We start from the raw sequence: 19,826 nt of genomic DNA on the forward strand, positions 1-19,826 counted from the left end.
TTAATCTGTTGCCGCAAGCCGTATATTAGCAAAAAATAATCAGGGCAACATACTCGTATGAAAAAACATTCGCGCCGTTCCATTATCAAATCAGGCACCCTTGCAGCAATTAGTTTTAGTCCCCTTGTATCCGGTTTAAATAAAGCATTTGGCAATTCAGCATCTCCCAAAACGGCTACAGCAGCCAGCGATCTGTTGCTGTGGTACCGGAAACCGGCAGAAAAATGGCTGGAAGCATTGCCCATTGGAAATGGGAAATTAGGCGGAATGGTATTTGGCGGCGCTGCCCAGGAGCGTATCAGCATCAGTGAAGATACCCTTTGGACAGGCGGACCGTATCAGCCTGCAGTAGATGTGTCGCCCGAAACGATGGCCAGCATCAAAAAGCTTTCTTTTGAAGGAAAATACACAGAAGCACAGGAACTGGTAAAACAATTACAGGGCAAACCGCACCGGCAGGCGGCCTATCAAACAGTAGGTGAACTGCAGCTCAACTTTTCCAATTTCACGGAAACCACCGATTACCGCCGTGAACTGGACCTGAATACAGGTATTGTAACAGTAACTTTTACCGCCAATGGAATTCAATATAAACGGGAAACATTTGCCAGCTATCCGAACCATGTTATTGTAACGCGCATCACCGCCAGCAAGCCCGGACAAATAAACCTGACCTGCACCTGCACGTCGTTACATCCCAGCAAAAAACTGGTTACCTCTGGTAACAACGGACTTATCATGGATGGTAAAAATGGGGACCTCATAGTTGAAAACGACGTAACCATTCCATCAGCATTGACCTGGCAATGCCGGGTAGCGGTACAGGCAACCGGCGGAAAACAAACCGCAGTTGATAATGGCATACAGGTTAGCGGCGCAAACGAGGTTACAGTATTTACAACCGCAGCTACCAGTTATATAAGTTTTAATGATGTCAGCGGCAAACCAGCACAATTGTGCGCCGCCGTTATCGATAAATGTATTGGGCAATCTTACAACGCATTGCGCGCAAAACATGTGGCAGATTACCAGCAACTCTTTAACCGGGTGCAGCTTTCCCTTACGAGTCAACCTGCTGCCAACATGCCCACCAATGAAAGAATAAAGAATTTTGCCACGGGGAATGATCCTTCACTCGCCGCGCTTTATTTTCAGGTTGGCAGGTACCTGTTGCTGTCTTCTTCGCGGCCAGGTTCACAACCCGCTAATTTGCAAGGCAGGTGGAACGATAGTTTATCAGCCTCCTGGGGCGGTAAATACACGGTCAATATCAATACGGAAATGAATTACTGGCCAGCGCAGAAAACCAACCTGGCCCCCTGTGAATTGCCCTTGTTGCAGCTGGTAAAAGATCTTGCTGTAACAGGTCAGGTAACGGCAAAAAAAATCTACCAGGCAAACGGCTGGGTTTGCCATCACAATACGGATCTGTGGCGGGCTACTGCGCCTATTGATTCGGCTTTCTCCGGACAATGGCCAACAGGCGGCGCCTGGTTATGTAACCATCTATACCAACATTATCTGTACAGCGGTGATGCCGCTTATTTGAAGGAGTTATATCCACTGATGAAGGGTTCCGCCCAATTCTTTTTCGACACGCTGGTGCAGGAACCACAACATGGCTGGTTTGTAACCTGCCCGTCCATGTCGCCTGAAAATGGCGTGGCAAAAGGAACTTCCAGTTCACCCGGCCCCACGATGGATATGCAGATCCTCCGGGAGTTGTTTAACCATTGTGCATCAGCAGCCGCCATCTTAAAAACAGATGCAGGCTTTGCGCAGGCATGCAAGGATATGGCCCTTAAACTGGCACCGGACCAAATAGGTAAAGGCGGTCAGTTGCAGGAATGGTTGAAAGACATAGATATGGAAAACGACAATTACGAGCACCGGCATATGTCGCCCCTGTATGGTTTGTTTCCCGGTTATGAAATAACGCCTGATAAAACAGCCCTGTTTGCTGCTGCCCACAAACTAACGGAAATGCGTGGCTTTTCCGGCCAGGGAATGGGCTGGGGCCAGGCATGGCGCCTGAACCTTTGGGCACGCCTGCAGGACCCTGCCAATTGCTTTAAGCTGGTAAATGCATTGATCAGTACAAAAACGGAACAGAATTTATTCGACAAACCACATATTCAGCTGGATGGTAATTTTGGCGGCACCTCGGGCATTACCGAAATGCTGTTGCAAAGCCATGCCGGTTCGGTTCATTTACTGCCGGCACTGCCCGATCAGTGGAGCGAAGGTTCGCTGAGTGGTCTTTGTGCCCAGGGTGGTTTTGAGATCACCCGGCTTGACTGGAAAAACAATCGGATAACGGGTTTGAAAATACAATCGAAACTGGGAGGCAATCTTCGATTGCAGGTACCCAATGAAGTAGCCGTACAGGCTGTTCCTGGCATCAAACCGGCCAGCGGCGCCAATCCCAATCCGCTTTTTGCCCCTATTGAAATGCCGGAGGCGGTTATTGCGCCCAATGCACCGTTGCAACAATTAGAATTGAAAAAAACCTGGACGTATGATCTGCCCACGCAGAAAGGACAGGTTTATGAGATAAAGTTCGTAAAATAAAAAAGGGGAGAAATCCCCTTTTTTATTTTATCCCATAACTCGATTTCTGTAAAAACGCGTTAGGCTACCGCAACAAATTAAAGCTGCCTTTTTTAACAACACTGGTTCCATCAGTGAGCACTAATTGGGCCGCATAAACATATACGCCTATCGGCTGCGGTTTACCCTTATAAATACCGTTCCATTTTCCATTGATATCGTTTGTCTCAAATATCTTTTCTCCCCACTGGTTGAAGATGATCAAACGCATGGTTTGAATAACATTACTGTACACCTGGAACACATCATTATTACCATCGTTGTTTGGTGAAAACGTGTTTGGAAAAAAGACCTGGTCGCTGAGGGTTTGCCCCACTACCCTTTTTGAGAATGCCGACGGACAATCCCATCTGGTACCAAGCGCTTCAACCATCAATCCTACGGTATCGCGGCCCAGTAACCCGGCGATGTAATGCGAAGTACCTGTATGGCCGGTTGAAGGATCTGTCCAGGTTATGCCATCCCGCGACACACGATAACCGGTTGCATTGGGTGAAGGTGTCCAGGAAAATTTCATCACAAAACCGCCCAGCGAATCTACGGTAAGTACCGGCTCACTGAGTGGGTAACATATAGTGAATTCGATGGCCCCTATATCAGGTTTAGTGGTACTGCGCGTAGTATTATTGATATCATTGGTAACATTTACTACAGCACCTTTATCATCGAAGGGGATGTATGTGGGTGTGAAATCAGCATTCAGTGAATCTTTATACAAGGGATAAAGACTAATGGAATTAGAATCTTTTCGAACTGCCAGCCAGTCGGTTAATTTAGCATAGTTTATACCACCCATAGAACCGGTATAAGCAACGCCGGTTAAGCCCGTAATAAAATAATTGTTGTTGTCAGCCTTCAGGGCGCTGTCCTTCCCTGCAATGGAGAACCCGATACTTTTTCCAAGCCCGCCTCTTTTTATCACTATGTTGTTGTTCTTCACTTCTGCGCCAACACTCAGATTGCCCTGGAAACCAATTCCGGCTGTAACAATGGTAGCGGTGGTAGCGGCCATTGAATCTTCCAAAGAAATGGTATTGTGATAGATCTTCACGTAATTTGAACTGTTGGAAAAAATACCATATTGCGGTGCAACTCCCCTGAAGTTATAAAGGAGGTTATTGGAAATGATGTTGGGTGCGGCTGCCTTACCAAGCACCGCTTCCATATGAATACCATGCACATCAATAGTTGCCGTTGCGCCGTTTGTCTGCAGATCATGGATCCTGTTTCTTGAAATTTGATTGCCATAAGGCGCCAACCCAAAGGCGTTGGCCTGTTTAAGATAAACGCCGCTGAAGCTGGTAAAACCGGTGCGGGCCTGCTGGCTGATGTTGTTGCTGTCTACCAGGGTATTGGCAATACCATTAAGATAAACGCCAAACCCATAAGCATCAGTTATTGTATTCGCACTTATGATATTGCCTGATGGAATAGCGGTGGCTCCCAACGTTTTAGAGGTACAGGTAATGCCGTAATATCCGCCGGTGATGGTATTGTTGGCAATAGTATTACTATCGCAAAAAGATATATTTCCGGTATTTATCGGGTCATTCCCGCTGTTGTTGAGCACGATACCTGCATAACCGTTAGTTTGGGCAGTTGTGCTCAAGGATACGGAGCAGCGCTTTATGGTGTTATGATCTGCATCGCCCATCAATTGTATGCCAAAACCAAATGAGGGGCCGTTTACTTTTATATTTAAACTGTCGATGGTAACATAATCGACACCATTCAGTTTTAATACGGCTCTTTCGTCGGGGTTGATGTCGGGTGCATAGGCAAGCGTGTTCCCGTTGCCCCTAAAGGTGATCGTTTGTGACGCCGAGGTACTGAGGGCAGGTACGATCACCTGCTCATTATAGGGGCCGGAACCCGGCGTTACATTAAATACAACTGACCCTGTAATGCCACATTCCATGGCCAACACCGCATCATTGAATGATTGAAAGTTGATGCCACCAGTTGGCTGTGCTGAATTGATGGTGTACGTGCCGCCGGTTAACCTGGTATTCACGATCACCCGCAAGGGGGCAGAATACAGGGTATTACCCAAACAGGTAACTGCTGCGCGGTAAAATAAGGTAGTATTGGGCAACAGATCCACCGACGGATAGGCAAGCGCACTGCTGATATTGCTATACGTTCCGGTTGCGGAGGAAGAACTCTGCCAGGTATAGGTTTGCCCATCGCCCCAGGAATTGCCTTGTAAACCCAACGTTATCTGCGGACCATAACATAAAATAGAATCCGGCAATACAGTAGTGCTACCCGGAACAACCGGCGTTTGACAGGCAGGCGTTACGAATTCATAGCAACCCGGATCAGGATTGAGGGGACTTCGCGCAGCGCCTGTAATGTCGGTATTTATATTTTTATACAGCGCCATGTTATCGATGGGCTGGGCTGTAGGTACAAAATTGAAAGTGGTCGGATCGGTAAATTCCGGGTCCAGGTTTACAGATGAATAATCAAGCCCCGTTACCTTTTGCCAGTCAGCCAACGTTAGCTGGTCTACAAAGGCCACCGATCCCACCGCATTGGTAATAAAAGAGCCTGTCACATAATAAACATTCCGGCTAAAGGTGATCTGCGACATCACTCGCTCAAAGAAAATGGCATAATTCCAGTTGATGGATGCCCTCGTTACACTGATAATATTATTCGACACATTCACATTACTGACATTTTCAAAATATATTCCGTTGCTCTCCGCGCCAAACACATTCTGATCGTCGAGTGAAATGGTATTATTGTAAATATTGAAATAAGAAGTGGCCGCAAAGCGTGCCGCGATGCCATATTGTACATTATCGGAGCTGAAATCGCAAATAAGGTTATTGGCAAACAGGTTTTCTTTTCCGGCCACACACTGTGCAGAATTCAAAATGCCATAAATAAGGCTGCCACCAGCAACGATATGAAAATTGTGAATTTTATTATTGGTAACTTTTACATTCTGGTCAAGAAAGTTCAGGTAAACGCCATATACCTTCCTGGTGGCGTGTGGGCCACCCTGCAGATCATTGCCATCAACGATGGCCCCATCGTTATAATTCAATTGAATACAACTGGTGTACGAGTCGGAAATAAAATTGTTCAGGATCTTATTGCCCAGCATTAGTACAGCAGCACCGGAAACCGGTGCACTGTTCAATGTAATGCCCGTATTTCCGCCGGAAATGGTATCGTTTTGAATAAGGTTGTTATCGCAATTACTGGTGCCGGCAGCGGTGGCAGTACTGTCATTACCATTAATTACGATCCCTTCGTTATTTCCGGGAGAAGTAATGCTGGTAGGTAGTACAATCCTGCAATTCCGGATATTATTATTATCTGAGTTATTCAGTAAGTGGAACCCATATCCATACTTCCCGGCCGCCTGCGGAGTAATACGAAGCTTGTCGAAAGTTACATAACTGATATTATTAAGCTTTACGCCAGACCGGCTATTGGTATTATTCGAAGTAAATGACAGCGTTACCCCATTGCAATTGAAAGTTACGGTGTTCATAGCGGTGGCCCCTATCCTGTTATCAAGAGTGATCTGTTCATTATAAGGTCCCGAACCGGCCGCTACGTTAAATGTGATAGCACCGTTCAGCCCGTTTTGCATGTAAGCGACCGCGTCAGTAAATGATTGGAAATTGGTACCGCTGGTGGGCAGGGTGGAATTAATGGTGTAGGTACCTGATACCTGCGCATGTGCCACATAAGTAAATAGAAATAACAGGCAAAGGCAAAGCACGTGCAATGCGTTTCTCATAGCTGATTAATGGATTTTAAAACTAAAGGGATGGACCGCTAAAAGCCCATCCCTCTTTTATAAACTATTTGGTTATAAGCATCCTTTCCACGAAGACCTCATTACCCGACACCACTTTTACCGAATACACTCCATTTGCCCAGGAACCAAGATCATTCATTTTGATCATCGAATATCCTTTTTGTACATGGGCGATCGTTGTTCTCATCAATCTACCGCTAACATCGTAAACAAATACCTGCACCTCTTTCTCCACATCAGAAGCGATATTTACCGATACCGCATTGTTTACCGGATTGGGCGACAGCGTTACCGCTAATTTATTTACAGCCAGTGACAACTCAATTACTTTACTGTATGTAACCGCACCATCGGTACCGGTTACTCTTATTCGATAATACACCTTCGGAACTTTTAATCCAAACACCCCATCATTCGCCTTATAAGCCGCATTAGGGGAACGGGTATCAGTTGCATTCACCGTTCCGGCCAATGTATAATGAACCCCATCGGTACTTCTTTCTATTTCAAAATATTTTACGTCGTTATTTGCCGTCACCGACCAGTCGAGATTAGCCAACCCATTATTGAGCACCCCGCTCAGATTTATTTTGTTGCTGGCCAGGATCACACAGGATGGATCAAAGGTTATGGAGGCACTGTCTGCCGCATAGAGCGGACAACCGGTTGCCAGCGTTTGAACTACTTTATAAGTACCAGGCTTATCAACTGTTATATCTGTACCGTTGTTTACTACAATGTTTCCATCCGGAGTAGACCAGGTATAGGTTGACGTAGAGAAGGGATTGGTAACCGTAACGTGTGAAATACCATGATTACCGCAAAGGATAGGCATATCAGTCGCCACATCCACACTTGGTGGTAAAAAGAAATCGAATGGTGAAATAAAGTCCTTCAATTCTGAGGTAAATGATTCTGACGTTCTGGTTTTTACCATTACTTTACTGAAAGGAATGCCACAGGGCGTTTTTCCCATCAAACTAACAGGATCGAGGCCAAGCACGGTAAGATTGATCCCGAATTCCATAAACTGGCCTGCTCCAAATCGGGTCGCAACCACACCACTGGCGCGTGGCAGCGCGAAAGGGCCTGCCCATGCAGTGGTGGTGTTTTCAAGACCGAAGTAAAATGGGTCGGTGCCTTTCGGTACAATGACTGCATACCCGTATTGAGCGCCCATACTGGCGCCATCAAAATCGCCCGTCCAGGAAAAATTGGCCGGCGGTGTAAGCAATGCACTTCTGTCTACCCAAATGCGCGCTTCAATGTAATCCAATGATCCACTGTAATTAGCTGAAAAAACCATATCGCCGGCTTGCGTTACATTCCCGGCCGCATCAAATTTCCAGGAGGTATGCCCTGCGTCAGGACCATAACCGGTAAATTTAGTAGTACTACGTGTATAAAAGATATCCGTCTGGTACAATTCAAAATCGAAATACCGGTTTCCATTGGTAGCTTCCAACGCAACGGCGCCATACAGCCACAATGGGTCTGACTGATTATAATTGGGACCTTGCCGTCTTAAATGAAGATAAGTATCGAGAATGTCATTTTTCTGAAGCACGTTATTAGTCGTCGCACCCACCCAGGTAGCAGGGCTGTCACCATTTTTATTAGACCCGGCAACGAATGTTGTTTCATCAGTATTGTGGTAATCCCTTACAAATATGGCATCAATTAAGGTTCTTTCACTTAATTTAGAAAAGGCGGGATATGACATCTTCCGGTAAAGGGGTATGTTCCTGTTAGCGGGATTCGCATAACCGGCAACGATCGCACCTGCGCCTGTTGTATCAATTACATACAGGCTGTTCCCACCATTGGGGCTTTGAGGAAAGTACCAGTCGTCGCAGTCGGTACACGGGGTGAATGGATCACCAAAAATGTCACCTTCCGCATCGGCATCGATACCGAACCTTCCCTGAACAGTAGGGGTAAATACCTGTGAATTACCTGCACAGGCACAGATTGACATAATTAGGATGAGTACAGTTTTTTTCATAAATACGGATTAATATAGTAATCGCACTAAATCCATTGTCAATAACAGGATATAGACAAACCCGTTAGGTTTCAATGCCAGCAGATCATCCTGCTGACTGTTATCGCATATAATGAGAATGGTTTAGACTAACTTCTGGGTCGGGCTGCCGATGGCTTTCACGTATTTATCAACTTCACTTACTGCAGGCCTTTTAAGGCATTTGGGTATTGTAAGCCCGGGACAAATATATAAATTAACGTCATACATAAAGTTAATTATATATGATCTAAGATATATCTTTCTTTTTTTATAAGTGTATACACATACACCTTCAGATTATTCTGAAGGAATTCTGAAGTGATCCTGAAGGGATTCTGAAGAAAGTAACAAATTGGAAGCCGGTTACAATCGCAACAACCCAACCTTATGAAGGGTATTCACGGGTTTATTGTCCCAAAACAGTTCAAAATCTTCAAGCCCGGCGGCCTGGTAACTGTCCATTACATCCTGTAACGTCAGCATTTTGAGATTGGTGATAGCCAGCGCCTGCAGCATACCGGCCAGCCATTCGCCCTGTTCGCGGCTCACGCTGATGCTGAACTTTGTGCGTTTGTCCTGAAAGGTAAGAGACGTTACTTCCCAGCTACTGCCCTTTTTACTTTTGGTGAAGTGTTCAACGATTGGAGGTTTGCCCAGGTATACGATGCGGCTGGTAGGTTTGGCTGCCGCATAAACATCCTGTTCCAGCACTTTCTGAATATAGTCGGGGGCGATTTTGGTTTTAGGCACTTTAAACTCGAACCACTTTGACAGCGGATCGTTGAGCCCAATTCCATGCATATAATTGAACAGTGATTTCTTCAGTCCGAATGCAAATTCTTCGTGTTCGGCGCCTGTTTCATCGATGTGTACGAGGTCGTTATTGGCAAAAGCGCCTACCAGTTCCGATTCTCTTTTTACTTTGAATTTCTCCGGTTGCATACCTACCGGACTGTGTACCGTCATGGTAAACAAATGCCAGAAGGCCGATTGCAATATACCGGCGGCGAATAGTTGCCGCACCATTTCGAGCGAGTCGATCGTTTCCTGTTCGGTTTGGGTGGGAAAGCCATACATCAGGTAAGCATGTACCATAATGTCTGCCTCGGTAAAATGTTTGTTCACCTGCGCTACCTGTGCCACCGTAATGCCTTTCTGGATCAATTCCAGCAGGCGGTCGCTGGCCACTTCCAGTCCGCCGGAAACGGCAATACAACCGGAGCGTTTCAACAGCAGACAGAGGTCGCGGGTAAAGCTTTTTTCAAAACGCACATTGGCCCACCAGCTCACCGTTAATTTACGGCGGATGATCTCCAGCGCCAAAGCACGCATCATGGCGGGCGGCGCGGCTTCATCTACAAAGTGAAAACCATTCTGCCCGGTCTGTTTCATCATCTCCTCCATGCGGTCTGCCAGCAGCGAAGCTGCTATGGGTTCATATAGTTTGATATAGTCGAGCGAGACATCGCAAAAGGTGCATTTGCCCCAATAGCAACCGTGCGCCATCGTGAGTTTGTTCCACCGGCCATCGCTCCACATGCGGTGCATGGGGTTTACCACTTCAATGGCCGAGATGTATTTATCCAGGAGGAAATCGCTGTAATCGGGTGTGCCCACCTGCGCCTGTTTGTAATCGGTACAGCTGTTGTTGTTGATGTATTGCACCGCCCCACCCTGCAGCGTAAATGTTCTTTTCAGTTCTTCTGTTGAACGGTGGCCTTCCACCAGCTGCACCAGTTGTTCAAGCGGCGCTTCGCCATCATCGAGGGTGATATAATCGTAGAACTCGAATACGCGCGGGTCTGAAAGCGAACGCAATTCGGTATTGGCGAAACCACCGCCCATGGCCACTTTTACGCCGGGGTAATTTTGTTTGATCCACTGGCCGCAACGAAGAGAGCTGTACAGGTTACCGGGAAAAGGAACAGAAATAGCCACCAGTTTGGGTTGCAGCCTTTCCATGTGTGCCTTCAACAGCCTGATCAGCAATTCATCTACAAAGGTGTACTCCTGTTGCAGGGCATTGTACAGTTCATCGAAGCTGTTGGCAGAACGACCCAGTTTTTCGGCATAGCGGCTGAACCCAAAATGTTCATCCACACATTCGCCGATCAGGTCACTCAGGTCTTCCAGGTACATGGTGGCAAAGTGTTTGCCTTTGTCCTGCGTACCCATGGAGCCAAATGCCCAGTCAAGGTCTTCCAACTGTGCAAAACGACTGGCTTCGGGCAAAAAGTCCCGTTTGCAAATACGATGTGCCAGGGTTGGGTTGTGCCCCTGTAAAAAAAGCACTACATCATTGATGGTATGAATATAATCATCCTCCAGGGCCACCATCCGGGCGGCATTTTCAGACAATGGTTTTCCGGACTGGTTGATACGGTTGAACAGTTCCTGCAGCCCTTCCTGGCAGAACAGGGCCAGCGTTACCTCTATGCCCAGATCACTCTGGAAGGAACGGATATTTTTGGTATTCAAAAACCCTTTCAGGTAGGCCGTCGCCGGATACGGCGTGTTAAGCTGCGTAAAAGGCGGCGTAATCAAAAACACAGGAACACTCAAGATTCAATAATTTCCGCAAAATTACGCTAAAAACCGGGTTTTAGCAGGGTTTCAGCCATTTACCGCATCAGCATGAGGGTCCCTTTATTCTTTATCACCGTACCCGTTGAAGTAGTGATCACCATTACGTACACATAGGCGCCGGGTTCGGCCACCTGTCCGGCCAGCATGCCATCCCAGCTCTTATTCACATCCCGGCTTTCGAATACTTTCTGTCCATAGCGATTAAAGATCAGCAAGCTGAATGACTTCGGCACATCACCTGTTTTCACCCGCAACACATCATTACGCCCGTCCCGGTTGGGTGAAAAAGCATTGGGAAAGTTATAACCGGTTAAAGTTCCGCCTGCGTTGCCTCCATTTCCCGCCGAACAACCTGTCCCTATCTTCAATGTAACCTGTGCGGTGGCAGTACAACCATTGGCATCTGTACCAGTAACGGTATATACGATGTCGTTCTGTACCTGGGCAGCAGGGTTATTGATCGTCGCATCAGACAGGTTGGTAACAGGGTCCCATTGATAGGTAGCCGCACCTGACGCATTCAGGTTAACCGTATTACCAGGACAAATATTCCCGGTAACAGGCTGAACAGCCACCAATGGACTGGCGTAAACGGTCACTGATACGGGTGTTCGTAGGCTTTCACAACCGCTTGTCTGGCTGACATAATAAGTGGTCGTTCCGCTGGTGGCTGTGGAAGGAACCGGCGCTGTACCAGACCCCGTACCGGTTGCAGGATCGGTATACCAAAGCAGGCTGGAACCAGTAGCTGTTAATGCGGTGGCTGTAGCCTGCAGACAATAAGTTGGGGAAGCAGCCACAGGCGCTGCCGGCGGTGCGTTCACGGTTACGGTCACTGCTTTACGCTGGCTTTCACACCCAATGGTTTGGGTTACGTAATACGTGGTAACGCCACTGGCAGCCGTTGAAGGCATTGGCGCGGTGGCAGAACCGACACCTGTTACGGGGTCGGTATACCAAAGCAGGCTGGTGCCGATTGCAGTCAATGTACTGGGCACATCATTCAAACAATAAGTAACGCCCGTAGCCGCAGGTACAGCAGGCCCGGCGGTTATAATGGCCCTGGTAGTTATGCGCAGGCCTTCGCAACCTGTAGCATCTACCTGGCTTACATAAAAATATTCGGTGGCAACCCTGTTCGTAGCAGGTGTAGGCGCGGTTGGGTTGCCGATACCTCCTGTATAGTTGGCATACCAGAGAAGGGTATTCCCTGCATCTGCCGTGGCCGTTAATGGGTTTGCCGTGGCGTTCTGGCAATAGGTAACATCCGCTACGCCCGGGTAAAGCGGCAGCGCCGATTCATACGCCCCCATATCTATTTCATTCCCCTGTTTGCGGGCCCCATTATCCATATCGTAGTTGAAGGTAAGCGGAATGGAGGTGCCTTTGTCAACTACCGGACTACAGTGCTTTAAATGAAAATCATTACCGGCTTCATTCACAAATTGCGGATCTACGGCCAGATTGCCACCGGCCGGGCTGGCCAGGTCAAGATCACTATCATAAAAATCACTATTCGGGCCAACGTTTAATACGCTGGCATATGGCCCGCCGGACTGCCAGACAATATCATTCCCCGTAAAAATATAACTGGTGCCACCAGTTTGCTGGTTGTACAGAACTGGTGCCTGATTATCGTACAACGTGTTGTTAGTAAAATTGGTGCTATAGTTCGAACCGGGATTATCGGTGATGGCTGCCAATACCGAGCCCTTCGACATTACACTTAAATTGTTTGTAAAAATGCAGTTTTGTATTTCCCCTTCGCCCCAATCGCCGTTTAACGACAACCCCGCAATGGCACCACCGATTTGAGCTCTGTTGTTATTGAAGATACAATTGGTCACACCATATCGGGCCTGCGCGCCAACACCGTTTCCAAGGGACCCTACCCCACCGCCATAAACGGCAGTATTGTTAGTTAACACACAATTCCTTACCAGGCCATAGCTGAGGTCGTTTGCCTGGGCCAGGAAGAGTACGCCCCCGCCTGTATTATCTGGCTGTGGCGTAAGACTGGGTACCCCGGCATTGGCGCTGCCATCCCGAATGGTAAAACCATCCATAAAATACCCGTTCACAATCTTATATAAGGTAACTACATGGTACGAGTTATCGGAGGGGTCACCCGGTACGCCCAAATCACCGCTTAAAATGGTCTGGTTTACGGTGGGATTTCGCTGTGTAACCGTCGTTTCTGTACCGTCAAAACCACCATAAACGTAAAACCCGTCCGTCATGAAGAAGGTGGCGTTCCTGCCCACGCCTGTTGGTTTATAAATGCCCCGCGCAACCCAGATGTCGTCGCCTTCTCTGGCCGCAGCAATCGCCGCACTCAGATCGGTAAATGCGGTTGCCCAACTGGTTCCACCCCCAGGCGTTGGGTTATTTACATTAACATACCGGATAACAGCAAAACAACAATGGATGGGAAAAAGACATAGGATGAGCAGGCTACGAAAACGAAACATAGGGTAAAGTGCTATTGGGTTGATTATATGGTTTCCAAAATATTGGCTTGCAAATGTATACTGCAGACTTTATTAAAGAAAGACCGTTTAATCATCTCTTTATTTCTTATGAGATAATACCCAAAAACCCCAGTAATCTTTTTTAATTACACACAACGATAACAAATAGCATTGATATTCATTCCGGCGCCCACAGAGGCAAACAGGATCACATCGCCCGGATACAGGTGGTGGTCCTTTACCTGGCCATTTCGAACCAGGTTAAATAAGGTTGGGATGGTGGCTACCGAGCTATTGCCCAGCCAGTGAATGCTCATGGGCATAATATGCTCAGGGATGTCCTGCTGGCCGTATAAGCCGTAAAATGCATTTACAATGGCTTCATCCATCTTTTCATTGGCCTGGTGGATGAAGATCTTTTTTACCTGCCGGATGTCGACATTGCTTTTTTCCAAACAAAGTTTCATAGCCTCAGGCACATGCGTCAATGCATATTCATACACCTTACGGCCCTTCATTTTTATATAGTGCGTGTTGTCGCCGGATTGCAGTGAGTACGACTTGCCAAAATGTATAAAATCAACTTCCTGTGCACAATCAGACCGTGAACAGCTATTCAGGATGCCGCCATTGCTGGCATCCTCTTTATATTCAACAATACAGGCACCGGCTCCATCTGAAAAGATCATGCTGTCCCGGTCGTATTTATCTACTACACGAGAAAGCGTTTCTGCACCTATAACAAGGCATGTTTTTGCATTACCAGCTTTTAAAGCGGTATCGGCCTGTATCAATCCCTGTACCCATCCCGGGCAGCCAAATAAAATATCCCAGGCAGTGCAATACGGATTTTTAATACCGAGTTTATGTTTTACCCGGGAAGCCAGCGAAGGAACCATATCGGATTGTACCGAATTATGCTGTATATCGCCGTAGTTATGTGCTACTATGATCTGGTCTATAACCTCCGGATCGATGCCGCTGTCATTTATAGCCATTTGTGCTGCATGGGCAGCCATGTCAGATGTATTGATCCCCTCGGGGGCATACCTGCGCTCCTCTATGCCGGTGATCTTTACAAACTTTTCGATTATTATCGCTGAAGGAACATCCGAAGGCTTATTGTGACCAGTATAAAAATTTTCATTACCAAAATCAGCGTTCTTTTTAATTACGGGGGGGATGTAGGAACCTGTACCTGTTATGATGGACCTGAGCATAATGTATATGTTAATCTTTAATGGTAAGCTGTTATAAAAACAGGTACCGGCTTACAATCTAACCTTCACAAATATTGAATGATATGAAAATCAAGATAGGTGCAGGGCCGAAATAAGTTGCATGAAGGTACACTAATATTGTGGATTATTCGGAAAAACAGGATTTCTGTAGTAAGCCGCTCATTTACCAGTGACGAGTAATGGGTTACGCTGTCAGGCACATCTGATCCAGTAAAAATTGACCCATCTGCATCTGTTTCGGTATAGGTAAATTCTGTTGTTTTGCAGTATGGAAGTAAAACCTTTAAGCGAGGCCGAAATACAGGCAATAAGAGCGGAAACAGCAGGTACAGCTGGCCGTATTCACCTGAACAATGCTGGTGCTTCATTACCACCTGATGTGGTAGTAAAAACCATGGTCGATTTTCTGCAAGAGGAAGCCGTACACGGCGGTTATGAAACAGAAGCAAAATACCGGGCGCAGCTCGATCATACGCACACCCTGATTGCCCAGCTGATCAATGCCAGCCGCGATGAAATAGCCCTTACGGAAAACGCCAGCGCCGCCTGGGATATTGCGTTTAACGGGCTTTCTTTTCAACCCGGCGATGAAGTGATCGTTTCTGAAATGGAATATGTTTCCAATGTACTGGGCCTGCTGAATGCACAAAAGCAATACGGCATTGTGATCAAAGTGATCGCTAATGATGCTGCCGGAATGTTCCCGCTTCATGAACTGGAAGCTGCCATCACCAACAAAACCCGGTTGATCGCCATAACACACATTGCCTCTACCGCAGGTAATGTATTGCCAGTGGCGGCCATTGGGGAAGTGGCACGCAAACACCATATCTTGTTTCTACTTGATGCCTGTCAGTCGGTAGGTCATGTACCCGTAGACGTACAGGCAATAGGCTGCGATATGCTGGCTGTAACCGGACGAAAGTATTTACGCGGTCCCCGTGGATCCGGCTTTTTATATGTTCGCCAGTCAATACAGGACAAACTGCAACTGAATTGTTTCGATGGCCGTACCGTTACCAGTGTCACGCAACAGGATTTTGTAGTGCGTGCAGATGCCCGGCGTTTTGAATGGTATGAAAAGAACCCCGCCCTTGTACTGGGACTTCAGAAAGCTGTGGAGTATGTGTTGCACATAGGCATTGAACGCGTATGGCAACGGATTCAAATGCTGGCGGATTTGTTAAGGCAACGCCTGCAGGCGATCGAGGGCGTTGTTATACACGACCAGGGCGATGTATTGTGCGGGATCGTTACCTTTTCCCTGACCGGTATACCCGTTACGGAAGTAAAGGCAAAACTAGCCACTAAAAACATCAACGTGCATATTGGCCTCGCCCCTTCTACCTTGTATTATATGAACCGGAAAGAGCTGACCGGCATTGTACGCGCCTCTGTGCATTATTACAATACGGAAGAAGAAATTGAAAGGGTATGCCAGGAATTGCGCGGATTGTGCTGATCATTCCGAGCGCAATCCCTTTACCGGGTTGGCCATTGCCGCTTTGATAGACTGAAAGCTTACGGTGATCAATGCTATGGCAATGGCTGCAGCCCCGGCAATACCAAACATCCACCACGACACATCGATCTTATAGGCAAAATTCTGTAACCAGTAATGCATAAACCACCACGCTAATGGCGAGGCAATGGCCAGCGCTATCACTACCAATAAGATAAATTCTTTCGACAATAAATTGAACAAAGTAACAGGCGAGGCGCCCAACACCTTTCGTATTCCAAATTCTTTGGTGCGTTGTTCTGCAGTGAACATAACAAGCCCTAACAACCCCAGACAGGAAATAAAGATAGCCAGAAAAGCAAAGTATTTCGACAGGCGGTTTACGACCTGCTCACTCTTATAAAGCTTTGCATATTCATCGTCAGAAAACTTGTAGGTAAACGGAAACTTGGGATTGATTGCTTTACAAACCTTTCCCAGACTGGCCAGCGCTTCTTTTGTTTTGCCGGCTTCGGTCCGTACCAGCACCGACCCAAAGGTTTCAATTTTAACCAGTTTTAAAATTAGAGGGTTTATGGGCAGATGCAGGGAATTGAAATGAAAGTCTTTTAAAACCCCGATTATCGTTCCCTTCATTCCCCAAAAGGTCAATGACCTTCCTACAGGGTTTTTATAGCCTATTTTCTCCAATGCTTTTTCATTGATCAGGTAGGCAACAGAGTCTGTGGCAAAATCCGTTGAAAAATCACGCCCCTGCACCAGTTGCATATGCATTGTTTTAATAAAGTCATACCCTACTGCGCCATAAGCAAATTCTATATCGGCGCTGGGATCTTTACCCTCCCATTTCACGCCACCCGTTCCATTATCAATTTCGTGAGGCACATCTGTCATTCTTGTAATGGCTTTTACGCCGGGCATTTGCAATGCTTCGCGTTTGAACAATTCATAGTTAGCTACCAGTTCCCCTTCCAGCGGGATATAGACCAGGTTATCCCGGTCGAAACCAGTTTGCATGGTTTGAATGTAATTCACCTGCCGGCTTATTACAATCGTTCCAACGATCAATACAATGGAAAGCATGAACTGAAACACCACCAGCCCTTTTCTAAAATACAAAGCACTGCCCGAAAACTTTGGTAAGCCTTTCAATACCCGCACTGGCTTAAATGAGGAAAGGTACAAAGCTGGATAGCTGCCGGAAACAAAGCCGGTAAAACCTAACAAGGCCGCAATGGCCAGCCAGAACTCCAGCTTGTTAAAGGGAATATGAATCTGTTTGCCGGTAAGCCCGTTAAACACAGGCAACACCAGCATTACCAGCAACAGGGAAACCATCACTGCGATAGCTACGGTTAACAAAGCCTCCCCGATAAATTGTTTTACCAGTGCAAAACGAACAGCGCCTACCACTTTTCTTACACCTACCTCCTTCGCGCGCTTTATGGAACGGGCCGTTGTAAGGTTCATAAAGTTGATACAGGCAATCAGTAAAATAAAGATCGCTACTATGCTAAAGAGATGTACATATTGAATTCTTCCACCCGAAACATTTCCCTGTTTATCAAAACCGGAATGCAGATAAACATCACTGTACCGCGAAATGCCAAGGTGTATGTATGAATGGGCGGTTTGCTCTTTGTTGTAATTATCAAGGAATTTCCTGATCTTCTGGTCAACAGCTTTTGCATTGGCTCCATCCTTCAGCTTTATATAACAAAACGGTCCGTTGTTCGTCCAGTCCTTTGCCCAGCTATTACTTTCCAGGAAATTTTGCCAGGTAAGCAGGTAATCAAACTGAGCCGTGCTGTTGGCAGGAACATTATCAAACACGGCCGTTACGGTAAGATCCTTTTTATTTTGGTAGCGGATCACCTTTCCGATTGCAGCAGCAGGTGAACCAAAGAAATCTTCCGCCATTTTCTTTGAGATCACAATGTCCAATGGGTTTTGCAACGCAGTTTTTGCATCACCGGACAATAACGGATAAGAGAACATACTTAAAAAATCCTGTCCTGCATAATTGCCGTTCTCCTTTATTATTTTATCATTTGCTTCAAAGGTGCTCAACCTGTTCCAGGCATATTGGGTAGCATATTGCACTTCGGGTATTACCCGTTTTAATTCATCAGCCAATACACCGGGTGATCCATAAAACGCATCGATGTTACCATCGCGGTATTGCTTTTCATATACACTATATAACTGTTCACTGTTTTTATGAAAGGCATCCACCTTATACTCATCAATCACCCACAACAGGATAACCAGGCTACAGGCTAACCCCAATGCCAGTCCCATAATATTAATGAAAGCAAATGCCTTGTTTTTTAAAATATTCCGCAGCGCAGTTATGAAATAATTTTTATACATATAAGCAGGTTCACAGGAATGGAGCCACAACAATGCCAGTTAGATATTCATTTGACTATCAAACTATTGCTTTAAAAAACACAAGCCAATAGCACGTTTTCGATACAATATAATGTGCGGTTTTGAAACAGGGCGGGCATAAGAATTTCAACCATCCTAAAAATCTATGGTTATGCAATTGGAAGTGACTGGAAAGCCCAAAAGGCTAAAGTGGTGGCAACTGGCCCTATTGACTATTGTAGTGACTGCACTGGGCGGACTTTCGGGCAGAAGATCGAAAAAAAGCGAACGTAACCTGTATAGAGACTTGAAACAGGCGCCCTGGGCGCCACCGGCCTGGGTGTTTGGCCCGGCATGGACTGTCAATAATTTTTTTGTGCTGCAGGCCTTGCGCAAGCTGGTTCAGGAAACCGGTAGTCATAAGAAAAAATTGCTGACCCTTCAGGTATTTATCTGGATCATATTCTTTTCCTTCAATTACATTTATTTCAAACGCAAAAGCACCGTGCTTGCTTTTCTATGGACGATGACCGACACCTTGCTGGCAGCTGTCAGTTTTACGATCGCCCTGCGGAAGAATAAACAGCTGGCCTGGCGCTATCTGCCTTTGCTTGCCTGGACTGGTTACGCCAGCAGCCTGGCCGGCTATCAGGCGCTAGAGAACAAAGATGTGTTGCTGAATACGCCGGCCTTGTTGCCGCCGGAAAACACAGCCACGTAGCGGAAAGGTTTTTGCAATAAAATTGTAAAAGGGTATATGCAAACCATTGAAGCAGTTATTGAATCACCAAGAGCTACCCAGGCAAAATACAAGTACGATCCCAAAGATAAACTCTTCAAACTAAAGCGGCTGCTGCCCTTAGGAATGGTATTCCCCTATGACTTTGGATTTATTCCCGGCACCGTTGGTGAAGACGGCGATCCACTGGATGTGCTGGTGTTATCGGAGTTTGCCAGTTTTACGGGGGCTCACCTTACCTGCAGAGTGATAGGCGCCCTGAAAGCAGACCAAAAAGAGAAAGGCAAAAAAGTCATTCGTAACGACCGGTATTTTTGCGTACCGGTTGGCTCTATTACCTATGCACTTATTGAATCAATAGATCAATTAGGCAAAGAACACAAGGAACAGATTGAAGATTTTTTTATCAATTACAACAAGGTAGACGGAAAAGTATTTACCTGCCTGGGCGTTGTTGACTCTGAAAAAGCATTGAAACTGATAAAGAAAGGGCGCAAATAAGTAATCAGTTTTGATCCCCAATTTGTAGGTATT

At 46.5% G+C, this 19,826-nt stretch carries 10 protein-coding genes; 4 read left to right on the forward strand and 6 right to left on the reverse strand.

Annotated features, from left to right (window positions below; all coding sequences use genetic code 11):
* Positions 1-57 precede the first annotated feature (57 nt).
* The gene (locus BMX95_RS28560; protein ID WP_081200127.1) at positions 58-2,571 is read left to right on the forward strand and encodes a glycoside hydrolase family 95 protein; all 2,514 of its coding nucleotides are present in this window, start codon (positions 58-60) and stop codon (positions 2,569-2,571) included.
* A 64-nt stretch (positions 2,572-2,635) separates the two neighbouring features.
* On the opposite strand, the gene BMX95_RS28565 is transcribed toward BMX95_RS28560, so the two are convergent.
* From BMX95_RS28565 to BMX95_RS28585, 5 genes are all read right to left on the reverse strand, one after another.
* Positions 2,636-6,373, reverse strand: a complete 3,738-nt coding sequence (locus BMX95_RS28565) for a T9SS type B sorting domain-containing protein (RefSeq protein ID WP_081200125.1) — start codon at positions 6,371-6,373, stop codon at positions 2,636-2,638.
* Positions 6,374-6,437: 64 nt separating this feature from the next.
* The gene (locus BMX95_RS28570) at positions 6,438-8,399 is read right to left on the reverse strand and encodes a T9SS type A sorting domain-containing protein (protein WP_081200123.1); all 1,962 of its coding nucleotides are present in this window, start codon (positions 8,397-8,399) and stop codon (positions 6,438-6,440) included.
* 384 nt (positions 8,400-8,783) lie between these two features.
* A complete protein-coding gene (locus tag BMX95_RS28575) occupies positions 8,784-10,982 on the reverse strand; it encodes a B12-binding domain-containing radical SAM protein (protein ID WP_081200121.1) in 2,199 nt (732 codons plus the stop codon).
* 59 nt (positions 10,983-11,041) lie between these two features.
* Positions 11,042-13,477, reverse strand: coding sequence for a gliding motility-associated C-terminal domain-containing protein (locus BMX95_RS28580; protein WP_081200119.1), 2,436 nt, complete (start codon positions 13,475-13,477; stop codon positions 11,042-11,044).
* A gap of 146 nt (positions 13,478-13,623) precedes the next feature.
* Positions 13,624-14,697: a 3-oxoacyl-ACP synthase III family protein gene (locus tag BMX95_RS28585; RefSeq protein WP_081200117.1), complete on the reverse strand. Its 1,074-nt coding sequence runs from the start codon at positions 14,695-14,697 to the stop codon at positions 13,624-13,626.
* Positions 14,698-14,986: 289 nt separating this feature from the next.
* On the opposite strand from BMX95_RS28585, the gene BMX95_RS28590 reads away from it, so the two are divergent.
* A complete protein-coding gene (locus tag BMX95_RS28590) occupies positions 14,987-16,180 on the forward strand; it encodes an aminotransferase class V-fold PLP-dependent enzyme (protein WP_081200115.1) in 1,194 nt (397 codons plus the stop codon).
* Here the strand turns inward: BMX95_RS28590 and BMX95_RS28595 are convergent, their stop codons facing one another.
* A complete protein-coding gene (locus BMX95_RS28595; RefSeq protein ID WP_081200113.1) occupies positions 16,181-18,553 on the reverse strand; it encodes an ABC transporter permease in 2,373 nt (790 codons plus the stop codon).
* 172 nt (positions 18,554-18,725) lie between these two features.
* On the opposite strand from BMX95_RS28595, the gene BMX95_RS28600 reads away from it, so the two are divergent.
* Both BMX95_RS28600 and BMX95_RS28605 read left to right on the forward strand, forming a co-directional pair.
* Positions 18,726-19,274, forward strand: a complete 549-nt coding sequence (locus BMX95_RS28600; RefSeq protein ID WP_165758905.1) for a TspO/MBR family protein — start codon at positions 18,726-18,728, stop codon at positions 19,272-19,274.
* Positions 19,275-19,310: 36 nt separating this feature from the next.
* The gene (locus BMX95_RS28605) at positions 19,311-19,793 is read left to right on the forward strand and encodes an inorganic diphosphatase (protein WP_081200109.1); all 483 of its coding nucleotides are present in this window, start codon (positions 19,311-19,313) and stop codon (positions 19,791-19,793) included.
* The last annotated feature ends 33 nt before the right edge of the window (positions 19,794-19,826 follow it).

This window comes from Niastella yeongjuensis (assembly GCF_900110245.1).
GTDB classification, from domain to species: domain Bacteria; phylum Bacteroidota; class Bacteroidia; order Chitinophagales; family Chitinophagaceae; genus Niastella; species Niastella yeongjuensis.

Bases quoted from the DNA above. Each gene is read 5' to 3' on its own strand.
- BMX95_RS28560 (WP_081200127.1), top strand. From the start codon at position 58: ATGAAAAAACATTCGCGCCGTTCCATTATCAAATCAGGCACCCTTGCA.
- BMX95_RS28565 (WP_081200125.1), bottom strand. From the start codon at position 6,373: ATGAGAAACGCATTGCACGTGCTTTGCCTTTGCCTGTTATTTCTATTT.
- BMX95_RS28570 (WP_081200123.1), bottom strand. From the start codon at position 8,399: ATGAAAAAAACTGTACTCATCCTAATTATGTCAATCTGTGCCTGTGCA.
- BMX95_RS28580 (WP_081200119.1), bottom strand. From the start codon at position 13,477: ATGTTTCGTTTTCGTAGCCTGCTCATCCTATGTCTTTTTCCCATCCAT.
- BMX95_RS28585 (WP_081200117.1), bottom strand. From the start codon at position 14,697: ATGCTCAGGTCCATCATAACAGGTACAGGTTCCTACATCCCCCCCGTA.
- BMX95_RS28590 (WP_081200115.1), top strand. From the start codon at position 14,987: ATGGAAGTAAAACCTTTAAGCGAGGCCGAAATACAGGCAATAAGAGCG.
- BMX95_RS28595 (WP_081200113.1), bottom strand. From the start codon at position 18,553: ATGTATAAAAATTATTTCATAACTGCGCTGCGGAATATTTTAAAAAAC.
- BMX95_RS28600 (WP_165758905.1), top strand. From the start codon at position 18,726: ATGCAATTGGAAGTGACTGGAAAGCCCAAAAGGCTAAAGTGGTGGCAA.
- BMX95_RS28605 (WP_081200109.1), top strand. From the start codon at position 19,311: ATGCAAACCATTGAAGCAGTTATTGAATCACCAAGAGCTACCCAGGCA.